Origin of the sequence: Pseudomonas sp. ICMP 3272, assembly GCF_001466905.1 — a bacterium.
Taxonomy (GTDB): Bacteria; Pseudomonadota; Gammaproteobacteria; order Pseudomonadales; family Pseudomonadaceae; genus Aquipseudomonas; species Aquipseudomonas amygdali.
Genome location: NZ_LKEK01000075.1, coordinates 182,011 through 194,221, shown reverse-complemented (window position 1 = coordinate 194,221; position 12,211 = coordinate 182,011). Strand labels below are relative to the sequence as shown.

General features: G+C 58.3%; 7 protein-coding genes. 4 read left to right on the top strand and 3 right to left on the bottom strand.

From position 1 onward, the window contains the following. Positions 1-325: 325 nt before the first annotated feature. On the bottom strand, positions 326-820 hold the full coding sequence (locus AO068_RS21420; protein ID WP_054988720.1) for a DUF934 domain-containing protein: 495 nt from the start codon (positions 818-820) through the stop codon (positions 326-328). Continuing rightward, positions 804-2,462: a nitrite/sulfite reductase gene (locus AO068_RS21415; protein WP_058401568.1), complete on the bottom strand. Its 1,659-nt coding sequence runs from the start codon at positions 2,460-2,462 to the stop codon at positions 804-806. The genes AO068_RS21420 and AO068_RS21415 overlap by 17 nt, the downstream gene beginning before the upstream one ends. A gap of 554 nt (positions 2,463-3,016) precedes the next feature. Here AO068_RS21415 and AO068_RS21410 point away from each other — a divergent pair. After that, positions 3,017-4,117, top strand: coding sequence for an ABC transporter substrate-binding protein (locus tag AO068_RS21410; RefSeq protein ID WP_058409385.1), 1,101 nt, complete (start codon positions 3,017-3,019; stop codon positions 4,115-4,117). A gap of 11 nt (positions 4,118-4,128) precedes the next feature. Here the strand turns inward: AO068_RS21410 and metH are convergent, their stop codons facing one another. Beyond that, positions 4,129-7,848 carry a methionine synthase gene (gene metH, locus AO068_RS21405; RefSeq protein ID WP_058409384.1) on the bottom strand — a complete coding sequence of 1,240 codons (3,720 nt, stop codon included), beginning with the start codon at positions 7,846-7,848 and terminating at the stop codon, positions 4,129-4,131. A gap of 332 nt (positions 7,849-8,180) precedes the next feature. Here metH and AO068_RS21400 point away from each other — a divergent pair, with 332 nt between their 5' ends. The 3 genes from AO068_RS21400 (at position 8,181) to nfuA (ending at position 12,180) form a co-directional block, all read left to right on the top strand. Next, on the top strand, positions 8,181-10,313 hold the full coding sequence (locus tag AO068_RS21400) for a fatty acid cis/trans isomerase (RefSeq protein WP_058409390.1): 2,133 nt from the start codon (positions 8,181-8,183) through the stop codon (positions 10,311-10,313). 180 nt (positions 10,314-10,493) lie between these two features. Further along, entirely contained in the window at positions 10,494-11,516 is a 1,023-nt protein-coding gene (locus tag AO068_RS21395; protein ID WP_058409383.1) for an acyltransferase family protein, read from the top strand. Between the two features lie 70 nt (positions 11,517-11,586). Further along, positions 11,587-12,180 carry a Fe-S biogenesis protein NfuA gene (nfuA, locus tag AO068_RS21390; protein ID WP_002553665.1) on the top strand — a complete coding sequence of 198 codons (594 nt, stop codon included), beginning with the start codon at positions 11,587-11,589 and terminating at the stop codon, positions 12,178-12,180. The last annotated feature ends 31 nt before the right edge of the window (positions 12,181-12,211 follow it).

Genomic DNA, 12,211 nt, shown 5'->3' with positions numbered 1-12,211 from the left:
CCCCCGGATCAGTGACAGGGCGAAGGAACCCGACGAAGTCGGGCCGGAAACAGGAGCGAGGACTTTGCCTACTTTGGTCCCTCAAAGTGAGGCGCCGTAAGGGCGCAAAGGTGACCTGAGTCGAACACAATCCACCTGACCTCACAGGACAAGCGTGTGACGCAGAGCGTCACGAAAGGCATTACCACGCGGAGCGTGGGAACGAGAATCTGAGCCGAACGCCAATCACCTGACACCACAGAACCACGAACTGCATGCCTACGCTTAGCGCAGGCATGATAGTCATCTCAAGTGAGCACAGAGACGATAATGCAGGTCGCCTGAATCAGCGGCGCCGGAACAGCGGCAGCGGCTCGTCGGTTGCAGCCTGATAGGTGACCGAAAAGTCCTTGAGGCCTTCCAGCGCCTCGTACGGATCCTTGTCGGCACGTACCGCGAACGCATCGAAGCCACAGCGGCGCATGTAGAACAACTGATCGCGCAACACGTCGCCGATGGCGCGCAATTCGCCCTTGTAGCCAAAACGATCACGCAACAGGCGTGCGTTCGAGAAGCTACGACCGTCAGTGAACGCCGGAAAGTTCAGGGCGATGACCTGAAACTGGTCCACATCTGCGCCGATCTCTTCAGCTTCTTCATCACTGTCCAGCCATACGCCAAGGCCGCCGTCACGTGCCTTGAGTGCGTGAGCGTGTTCACGCCACAGCGCCAGCGGCACGATCAGGTCATCAGCGTTCGACAGGCTGTCAAAGGTGGTTTCCTTCGGCAGCAGGTGCCAGGTTTCATCAATGACTTCGTTGTTCTTAATGATTCGCTGCATAGACGCGCTCCTTGAAAGGGTCAATGCCAATACGTTGGTAGGTGTCGATAAAGCGCTCGTCTTCGGTACGTTTTTCAACGTAGACGTCAATCAGCTTCTCGATCACGTCCGGCATCGCCTCCTGGGCAAAGGAAGGGCCGAGGATCTTGCCGAGGCTCGCATCGCGGCTGGCACTGCCGCCGAGTGAGACCTGGTAGAACTCTTCACCTTTCTTATCTACGCCCAGCACGCCGATATGGCCGACATGGTGGTGGCCGCAAGCGTTCATGCAGCCGGAAATGTTCAGGTCCAGCTCGCCGATATCGAACAGGTAGTCCAGATCGTCGAAGCGGCGCTGGATGGATTCTGCAATCGGAATCGATTTGGCGTTGGCCAGCGAGCAGAAATCACCGCCAGGGCAGCAGATGATGTCGGTCAGAAGACCAATGTTCGGTGTGGCAAAACCATTGTCGCGCAGCTCGTTCCACAGGCTGAACAGCTCGGCCTGCTCGACGTCAGCCAGGATGATGTTCTGCTCGTGGGAAGTGCGCAGTTGACCAAAGCTGTAGCGATCGGCCAGATCGGCGATGGCGTCCAGCTGCTTGTCGGTCACGTCGCCCGGCGCAACGCCGGTTGGCTTGAGCGACAGGGTCACAGCAATGTAGCCAGGCTTTTTGTGGGCCAGCACATTGCGTTGACGCCAGCGAGCGAAGCCTGGGTGCTGAGCGTCCAGCGCTGCCAGTTCGGCGTGCTGGTCGCTGAGAGCCTTGTATTGCGGGTCGACGAAGTGCCGGGAAACGCGCTGCACTTCGGCTTCGGTCAGAGTGGTCTGACCGCCACGCAAGTGAGCCATTTCGGCGTCTACCTTGGCGGCAAAAACCTCAGGCGTCAGTGCCTTGACCAGAATCTTGATCCGCGCCTTGTACTTGTTGTCACGACGGCCATAACGGTTGTAGACCCGCAGGATGGCGTCGAGATAACTCAGCAGGTCCTGCCACGGCAGGAACTCATTGATGAAGGCGCCAACAACCGGCGTACGGCCAAGGCCGCCACCTACCAGGACACGGAAGCCCAGCTCGCCGGCTTCGTTGCGCAACGGCTCAAGACCGATGTCATGTACTTCGATGGCGGCGCGATCACTGGTCGAGCCGTTGATTGCGATCTTGAACTTGCGCGGCAGGTAAGCGAATTCGGGGTGGAAGGTGGTCCACTGACGGACGATCTCGCACCATGGGCGCGGATCTACCAGTTCGTCTGCCGCCACACCGGCAAACTGGTCGGTGGTGACGTTGCGCAGGCAGTTGCCACTGGTCTGGATAGCGTGCATCTGCACGGTCGCCAGTTCAGCGAGAATATCGGGAACATCTTCAAGCGCAGGCCAGTTGAACTGTACGTTCTGGCGGGTACTGATGTGCGCGTAGCCCTTGTCGTAGTCACGGGCAATTTTGGCCATCATGCGCGCCTGACGCGAGGTCAGCTGGCCGTATGGAACCGCCACACGCAACATCGGCGCAAAGCGCTGTACATAAAGACCGTTTTGCAGGCGCAACGGTCGAAATTCTTCTTCGCTCAGTTCCCCGGCCAGATAGCGTCGGGTCTGATCCCGGAACTGCTTGACGCGGTCCTCGATGATCTTCTGATCGTAATCGTCGTATACGTACATATAGGTCCTGTTCTCAGGCTTCGTCATGAAGCAGGGCAGTTGCGTCAGTCCGGGCACACGCCCGTCACTCGCGGTAGCCTGCTTCATCTGGTCAATTCTGCGCGCACGGCCGCGCACTCCGTCGGGAGCGAAGGCGACGATAGCAGTTTGCAGTTATCGATAAAAGTGATGTTTATATATATGCAAATCACTAAAAGCGATAAGCAAAACCGCGTCCGTGCATATCCCTGCTTGCCGTGTGGGCAAGACTCGACTTAACTGAACGTTGACCGATGCCGAGCAGGTGTCGGAACACTCCTATTCATGTGCAATCACCCATAAGACCGACAAGAGGCGATGCGATGAGCAAGCACCCGAAAGTAACCAAGCCGGGCAGATCCGTGGACACATGGGCCATTTTATTCATTGTCATTCTGGCGGTAGGCGCAGCGATGTTCTGGGCCAGCAGCCAGTGAAGGGCTGATAAAGAATCTGCCGGAGTCTCCAGAACCTTGCTGCCGCAGCCGATAACACGCTCGTAGTGCTAAATCCCTGCTGCTTCAAGGTTCGTTGATATGAAGGCGTTACATGCTGGCTGGCTGTTACTGTGCAGTTGTCTCTGGGGCGGGGCGACACATGCCGCCTCGGTGGTATTTCTGAACCCCGGCGCACCATCCGATGGCTATTGGCAGAGTTACTCCCGGGTCATGCAGACGGCTGCCGACACCACCGGCATGTCACTGAAAATACTCTATACCGAGCGCGACACCCGCAAGTTGCTCGATCTGGCGCGAGCGGCGCTGCAAGGGGATGAGCGCCCGGATTACCTGTTGTTTTCCAATGAGTTGAATATCGCCCCTGAAGTCCTGCGCATGTCCGTGGGCAGCGGGGTCAAGCTGTTTGCCGTCAACAATACGCTGACCGAGGACCAGATTCGGATTCTCGGTGATCTGCCATCGCGTTATCCGGACTTCATCGGCAGCCTGGTGGGCAACGATGAACAGGGCGGCTATCTGACGGCAAAGCGGCTTATCAGTCTCGCGGCGCCTGGCGCAGACGGTCAGGTCATCGACATGCTCGCGTTTTCCGGGACCAACACCACGCCCGTTTCCCTGTTGCGTGAAAAAGGCATGCTGCGTGCCCTGTCAGAGCACCCAGAGGTGCATCTACGGCAGATTGCGCTGGGTGGCTGGCGCCGTGATCGCGCGCTCGAGCAGGCGCGCGTGCTGTTCAATCGCTATCCGCAGACACGCCTGGTGTGGGCTGCCAACGAGCAAATGGCGTTCGGTGCGATGGATGCATTGCGCGAGAGCGGCGGCAAGCCGGGGCAGGACGTGCTGTTCAGTGCGATCAACGGCACGTCGCTTTCACTGCGGGCTCAGCTCAATGGCAGCCTGAGTGTCGTGGCTTCAGGGCATTTCACCCTGGGCGGGTGGGCCATCATTCTCTTGCACCACTATGACACTGCTCAATGGCAGGCCCGGCAACAGATCGGCACACGAATCATTGATGTGATTCACGTGGTCGAGCCACAGGATGCGCAGCGCTTTCTGGATGCCGCCCGGGACGAGCATTACCGGCTCGATATCCAGGCATTCAATATGGAAGCTTCTGGCGAAGCGTCGCCATTTTCGCTGAAAGGCATGTTGCCGCCTGACCACTCAGGCGGCAGATAACCGGTCAGGCGTTACTCGTCGTAGCCCAGGTTGGGTGCCAGCCAGCGCTCGGTGACGCTCAGGTCCTGGCCTTTGCGGGCGGTGTAGCTTTCGACCTGATCCTTATCCACCTTGCCTACCGCAAAGTACTGCGCCTGAGGATGGGCAAAGTACCAGCCGCTGACGGCCGCAGCCGGGAACATTGCGTAGTGCTCGGTCAGGAACACGCCGCTTTTGCCGGGCGTATGTTCGGGTGTGCCTTCCGGCAGCGGGTCGAGCAGGGCGAACAGGGTGCCTTTTTCGGTGTGATCGGGGCAGGCCGGGTAGCCGGGAGCCGGACGAATGCCCATGTACTGCTCCTTGATCAACGCCTCGTTGTCCAGCGCCTCGTCTTTGGCGTAACCCCAGTATTCCTTGCGCACCTGCTGGTGCAGCCATTCGGCACAGGCTTCGGCCAGACGGTCGGCGAGTGCCTTGACCATGATCGAGTTGTAGTCGTCGCCCTTGTCCTGATAGGCCTTGGCAACTTCTTCGGCACCAATGCCGGCGGTGGTGATGAAGCCACCGATGTAGTCGGTCAGGCCACTGTCTTTCGGCGCGACGAAGTCGGCCAGCGAGAAGTTCGGCTTGCCGTCAGGCTTTATGGTCTGTTGGCGCAGGTGATGCAGCTTCGCCAGCGGCTTGCCGTCGTCGCCATAGACCTCCAGATCATCATCGTTGACCTGATTGGCTGGCCAGAAGCCGAATACTGCACGGGCGCTGATCAGTTTCTCGTCGATCAGCTTGCGCAGCATCTGGGTGGCGTCCGCATACAGCGCGGTGGCCGCTTCACCGACCACTTCGTCGGTCAGGATGCGCGGGTATTTACCGGCCAGGTCCCAGGAGATGAAGAACGGTGTCCAGTCGATGTATTCGGCCAGCACGTTCAGGTCGATGTCCTGCAGTACCCGCGTGCCGGTGAAGGTCGGCTGGGCAGGGGTATAGTTTTCCCAGTCGAATTGCGGCTTTTTTGCCACTGCCGCGCCATAACTCAAACGCTCGGTGCGCGCGCTGCGTGCCGAGGTGCGCTCACGTACTTCGACGTATTCCAGACGGGTCTTTTCAATAAAGGCCGGCTTCAGCTCTTTCGACAGCAACTGGGTCGCGACGCCGACCGCTCGGGAAGCATCGGTGACGTAGATGACTGCGTCATTGCTGTATTTAGGCTCGATCTTCACCGCCGTGTGCGCCTTGGATGTGGTCGCGCCGCCGATCATCAATGGCAGGTGGAAGTCCTGGCGCTGCATTTCTCTGGCGACATGGACCATTTCGTCCAGTGACGGCGTGATCAGGCCGGACAGGCCGATGATGTCGCATTTCTCGTCGCGGGCCACTTGCAGGATTTTCTCTGCAGGCACCATCACGCCCAGGTCGACAATGTCGTAGCCGTTACAGCCCAGTACTACGCCGACGATGTTCTTGCCGATGTCATGTACGTCGCCCTTGACCGTCGCCATCAGGATTTTGCCCTTGGCTTCGGGCTTGTCGCCCTTTTCCAGCTCGATGAACGGAATCAGGTGCGCCACTGCCTGCTTCATCACGCGCGCGGACTTGACCACCTGAGGCAGGAACATCTTGCCTGCGCCAAACAGGTCACCGACCACGTTCATGCCCGCCATCAGCGGGCCCTCGATCACTTCGATAGGGCGGGTGAATGCCAGGCGCGACTCTTCGGTGTCCTGGACGATGTGCGTGGTGATGCCCTTGACCAGCGCGTGTTCCAGACGCTGATTGACCGGCCAGCTGCGCCATTCCTCGGTTTCGGCCTCCTTGACGCTGCCATCACCCTTGAACTTGTCGGCAATTGCCAGCAATGCATCCGTGCCCTCGGGATTGCGGTTGAGCACTACGTCTTCGACGCAGTCACGCAGTTCAGCGGGAATCTGGTCGTAGATTTCCAGCTGCCCGGCGTTAACGATGCCCATACTCAGGCCATTGCGGATCGCATGCAGCAGGAACACCGAGTGGATCGCTTCACGCACCGGGTTGTTGCCACGGAACGAGAACGACACGTTGGACACCCCACCCGAGGTCAGGGCATACGGCAGCTCGTCACGGATGTAGGCGCAGGCGTTGATGAAGTCCACGGCATAATTATTGTGCTCTTCGATACCGGTAGCGATGGCGAAGATGTTCGGGTCGAAGATGATGTCTTCCGGCGGGAAGCCCACTTCGTTGACCAGAATGTCGTAGGAGCGCTTGCAGATTTCCTTCTTGCGCGCCTCGGTATCGGCCTGACCCTGTTCGTCGAAGGCCATGACCACCACGGCCGCGCCGTATCGCTTGCACAGCCGCGCGTGATGAATGAACTGCTCGACGCCTTCCTTCATGCTGATGGAGTTGACGATGCCCTTGCCCTGGATGCACTTGAGGCCGGCCTCGATCACTTCCCACTTGGAGGAGTCGATCATGATCGGTACGCGGGAAATGTCCGGCTCGCCTGCGATCAGGTTGAGGAAGGTCACCATGGCCTTCTTCGAGTCGAGCATCCCTTCGTCCATGTTGATGTCGATCACCTGGGCACCGGCTTCGACCTGCTGCAGGGCGACTTCCAGCGCTTCGGTGTAGTTGTCTTCACGAATCAGACGGGCAAAGCGGGCAGAGCCGGTGATGTTGGTGCGCTCGCCGACGTTGACGAACAGCGACTGACGATCAATGGTGAACGGCTCGAGGCCCGACAGGCGGCAGGCTTTTGGAATGTCCGGAATTTCGCGTGGCGCGTAGCCCGAAACAGCCTCGGCAATCGCCTTGATGTGCGCTGGCGTCGTACCGCAGCAACCGCCGACGATGTTCAGGAAGCCGCTTTGCGCGAACTCTTCGATGATCTTCGCCGTCTGGCTCGGCAGCTCGTCGTATTCGCCAAAGGCGTTGGGCAGACCGGCGTTGGGGTGCGCAGATACATGGGTGTTGGCCTTGTTGGCCAGCTCTTGCAGGTAAGGGCGCAGCTCGCTGGCACCCAGTGCGCAGTTCAGGCCGACCGAGATCGGTTTGGCGTGACTGATCGAGTTCCAGAACGCTTCGGTGGTCTGGCCGGACAGGGTGCGCCCCGAGGCATCGGTGATGGTCCCGGAGATCATGATTGGCAGTTCAAAGCCCACTTCTTCGAACACGCCCTGCACGGCAAAGATCGCCGCCTTGGCGTTGAGGGTGTCGAAAATGGTCTCGATCAGGATCAGGTCGGCGCCGCCCTCGATCAGCCCTTTGGTCGCTTCGGTGTAGTTCTCGACCAGTTCGTCGAAGGTCACATTGCGATAGCCGGGGTTGTTGACGTCCGGCGATAGCGAACAGGTGCGGCTGGTAGGGCCCAGCACGCCCGCCACGAAACGCGGTTTGTCCGGGGTTTCCAGTGTCTTGGCGTCTGCGACCTTGCGCGCCAGGCGTGCACCTTCGACGTTCAGCTCGTAGACGATCGATTCCATGCCGTAATCGGCCTGGGAGACCTGAGTGGCGTTGAAAGTATTGGTTTCGAGGATGTCGGCACCGGCATCCAGATAAGCCTTCTCAATGGCGCCGATCACGTCAGGTCGGGTCAGGATCAACAGGTCGTTGTTGCCCTTTACATCACTTGGCCAATCGGCGAAGCGCTTGCCCCGATAATCCTGCTCTTCAAGCCTGTAGCTCTGAATCATGGTGCCCATGCCGCCATCGAGGATCAGAATCCTCTGTTTCAGAGCAGTAAGAAAGGCTTGATGGCGGGCGCTGCGGTCAGACATGGGGGCTACCTTGAGAAGGTCGATACTTTAAAGGACGGGATGATAGCAAACCGGAACGGTTTTGGTGGTGCTGCGGCTTTTGCATGAAAATCATTCATGTTGGAGGCAATTACGGCCTAGTAGAATTGTTCCATTTTTAATGACAGAGCCTACGGGATATGCCGCACCGTTTGTTGGCAAGCATCGCCTTGCTTTTTATCTGCTGTGCTGCACAGGCCCAGACACCCTCAGCCACACCCGCAAGCCCGGCTATTTCCTACGTAAAGGATATTCAGCCGATTCTTACCGAGAAATGCGTTGCCTGCCATGCCTGCAACGATGCTCCCTGCCAGTTGAACCTGGGCAGCGGGGAAGGCGTGAGCCGTGGTGCCAGCAAGACCCCGGTTTACCAGGGCGAGCGTAGTGAAGCGGTAGCGCCGACCCGACTGTTTTATGATGCGCGTGATACCGAGGCTTGGCGCGGCAAGGGGTTTTACTCAGTGCTGGAGGCCCAGGGCAGTCAGGCTGCCCTGATGGCGCGCATGCTCGATCTGGGGCGCAGCGCGCCGTTGCCGGCCAACAGCAAAATTCCGGACGAGATCGCGCTGGGCATCAATCGCGAAAATGTGTGCCCGCTGCCCGGCGAATTCAACGCCTATGCCGCAGCTCATGCGCAACAAGGCATGCCACTGGCGGTGGCTGGCCTGACCGATGCCGAATACCAGACGCTGCAGCGCTGGCTGGCTGCCGGTGCGCCGGTGGAGCAGCAGACCATTACCCCGAGTGTCACCGAGGCCGCGCAGATCAATGCCTGGGAGGCGCAGCTCAACGAGCCTGGCGCGAATCAGGCGCTGGTCGGTCGCTGGCTGTTCGAGCACCTGTTCCTGGCGCATATCTATTTCGAAGGCGGTGAGGCGGGGCACTTCTTTCAGTGGGTACGTTCGCGAACTCCAAGCGGCAAGCCTGTGGACCTGATCGCTACTCGTCGCCCCGACGATGATCCGGGCAGTGACTTCTATTATCGATTGATCCCTGTGCAGGGCGTGATCGTTCACAAGACCCACATTACCTATGCCATGAGCCCACAGAAACTGATGCGGGTCAGGCAGTTGTTCTATAGTAAAGACTGGAAGGTCAACGCACTGCCTGGCTATGGCCCTGGCCATCGGGCCAATCCGTTTCTGACCTTTGAAGCGATCCCGGCAGCGGCGCGTTATCAGTTCATGCTCGACAATGCCGAGTATTTCGTCCGCACCTTCATTCGCGGGCCGGTCTGTCGCGGGCAGATCGCGACCGATGTGATTCGCGATCAGTTCTGGGTGCTGTTCCAGGACCCGTCGCACGATCGCTACATCACCGATGCGACGTATCGCGGGGAGGCTACGCCATTGCTGGCCATGCCGGGGCAGAACGATGACGTGGGCAGCGTGCTGAGCCTGTGGCTGTCCTACCGCGACCGGCGCAATGAGTATGAAGACCTGCGCCGCGACAGTTACGCGAAAATGCCAGCGCCGGGCTGGAGCACGCTGTGGGCAGGCAATGACAATGCCTTGCTGACCGTTTTCCGTCATTTCGACAGTGCGTCGGTCAATAAAGGGCTGATTGGCGACGTGCCGCACTCCATGTGGCTGTTCGACTACCCGCTGCTGGAGCGCACCTATTATCAGTTGGCGGTGAACTTCGATGTCTATGGCAACGTTTCACATCAGGCACAGACCCGGCTGTATTTCGACTTGATCCGCAACGGTGCCGAAATCAACTTCCTGCGCCTGATGCCTGCCGATCGCCGGGAAGACATACTCAGCGATCTTTATCAGGATGGCGGCAAGATCAAGATGTGGCTGGATTACCAGAAGATCGACGACGATACGCCAACCGGTATCAAACTCGATGAAAAGGCCGCGCAGCGCGACTTTGCGTTCAAGCTGATCGAGCGTTCCGGCAGCCTGAATGCCGCGCCTGATCCGATCAACCGCTGCAGCGGGGCGTATTGTTCTCGGCCAAACCTCGACAGCAGTTTTGCCCAGGCGGAACAGGCACTGAGCCGTTTGACCTCACGCCCGGCGGCGGGCCTGAAAGTCATCGATCAATTGCCGGAAGCAAGCATGCTGCGCATCGAGGGCAGCGACGGCAAACGCATGATCTACAGCATGCTGCGCAACCGTGCGCACAGTAACGTCGCGTTTCTGCTGGGCGAGTCTTATCGCTATATACCGGGGCTGGACACACTGACCGTCTACCCGGGCGTGCTCAGCAGTTATCCGAATTTCATCTTCAATATTCCGGTCGCACAGGTGCCGGCCTTTGTCGATGCCATGCAGCAGAGCAAGGATCAGGCGAGTTTCGAACAAATCGTCCAGCGTTGGGGCATCCGTCGTACTCATCCACTGTTCTGGAGTTACTTCCACGATCTGAATCGCTACGTTCAGGAAACTGAACCACGCGAAGCGGGTGTGCTGGACATGAATCGCTACGAGAACCTCTGAAAAACCGGGGCTTCACGCCGCAGGCCCTTGTGCAACATGGCCTGCGGCCATCTTTACTTCCTGAACGAAATGTATCTCGCGCGATCTTTTTTCCAAAAAGGTGGTCCGAAATGGTGCGCGTCATAGGCCGGTTTATCAAACGACCCATGATTGAAAGTCAGGCAGTAGAGGTTTTTTGTGATGTTGATTTCAGTTCAGGCGCTACGTGCGTTCGCAGCGTGGGTCGTGGTGTGTCATCACTTCATGCAGATTTTTTTCGATTTCAAGGCCAGCGGCCCGGTGGGACAGTTCTTTGTGTCGAAGGGCGCGGTCGGCGTTGATATCTTCTTTGTCATCAGTGGTCTGGTTATCTTTTTGTCGACGCAGAACAGCGATATGCCTGCACGGCGCTTCATTCTGCATCGTCTGATTCGAATTGTTCCGGCCTATTGGCTGTATACCGCCGCCATGGCGTTGTTGTTGCTGATTGCAGCACCGATGCTCCCGCATCAGGTCATCGGCTGGCAGAACTTCCTCTTGTCACTGGTATTCATTCCTTCCGAAAACCCCGGCGGTTATGGCCTTTACCCGACGCTTAACGTCGGCTGGACGCTCAACTATGAGATGTTTTTCTACCTGCTGTTCTCGGTGGTATTCCTCTTTCAACAGCGTCACCGGCCGCTGATCATTGCCGCAGCGCTGTTTGCGGTCAGTGAGGTTCTGGCCCGCACCGGGCTGATCAGCCGCTTCTACGGCAATGACATTATTTACGAATTCCTGCTGGGTATCGGCATCGGCATCCTCTATCGCCGTGGCTGGATCAAACAGGCGCTATGGCTACCGCTGGCGGGTATTGCGGTAGGGCTGTATGCGATCAATCACCTGACCAATGAGCAGCGTCTGCTCAACTGGGGCCTGCCGAGTGCCTTGATCGTGCTGTCGTGCATCTCGCTGGAACCGTATTTCCAAGGCAACAGGCTGCTCAAGGTACTGGGCGACTGCTCGTACTCGGTCTACCTGCTGCACGTTCTGGTGCTGTACGGCGGCTTGCTGATGGCGCAACGCTTTGGCCTCAGCCCCTATGTGGTTTTCGCGTTCTGCGTGCCGATCATCGCCATCGGTGCCTGGGTCAGTTATGAGTGGATCGAGAAGGGCCTTTACCGCCGGATGAAAGCCTGGCTGGATGGACGCCGAGCGGTCAGCCGGGCGCAGGCATTAACCTGACAAAAATACTAGGACTTTGTGTGACGGTGCCGATTGGCGTAAACTGCTGGCACGTCTGCGAGGAATTTTCATGACCGCTATCACTATTACCGATGCCGCCCACGATTATCTGGCCGATCTGCTGGAAAAGCAGAACACCCCGGGCATTGGCATCCGCGTATTTATTACCCAGCCCGGCACTCAGTACGCTGAAACCTGCATTGCCTACTGCAAGCCGGGTGAAGAAAAGCCGGAAGACAAGGCTATCGGCCTGAAGAGCTTCACCGCCTGGATCGATGGTTTCAGCGAAGCGTTTCTGGATGATGCCGTGGTTGACTACGCCACTGATCGCATGGGCGGCCAGTTGACCATCAAGGCACCAAACGCCAAGGTGCCGATGGTCAACGCCGACAGCCCGATCAACGAGCGCATCAATTATTATCTGCAAACCGAGATCAATCCCGGCCTTGCCAGTCACGGTGGTCAGGTCACGCTGATTGATGTGGTTGAAGAAGAAGCGAAAAACATTGCCGTTCTGCAATTCGGTGGCGGTTGCCAGGGTTGCGGTCAGGCCGATGTCACGTTGAAGGAAGGTATCGAGCGTACGTTGCTTGAGCGCATTCCCGAGCTGTCGGGCGTTCGCGATGTGACCGACCATACGCAGAAAGAAAACGCTTACTACTAAGCCTTTCTCTGCTGCGCAAAAACGCCCTGAC

Coding starts and splice junctions, on each gene's coding strand:
- AO068_RS21420 (WP_054988720.1), bottom strand. CDS start 820: ATGCAGCGAATCATTAAGAACAACGAAGTCATTGATGAAACCTGGCAC.
- AO068_RS21415 (WP_058401568.1), bottom strand. CDS start 2,462: ATGTACGTATACGACGATTACGATCAGAAGATCATCGAGGACCGCGTC.
- AO068_RS21410 (WP_058409385.1), top strand. CDS start 3,017: ATGAAGGCGTTACATGCTGGCTGGCTGTTACTGTGCAGTTGTCTCTGG.
- metH (WP_058409384.1), bottom strand. CDS start 7,848: ATGTCTGACCGCAGCGCCCGCCATCAAGCCTTTCTTACTGCTCTGAAA.
- AO068_RS21395 (WP_058409383.1), top strand. CDS start 10,494: ATGTTGATTTCAGTTCAGGCGCTACGTGCGTTCGCAGCGTGGGTCGTG.
- nfuA (WP_002553665.1), top strand. CDS start 11,587: ATGACCGCTATCACTATTACCGATGCCGCCCACGATTATCTGGCCGAT.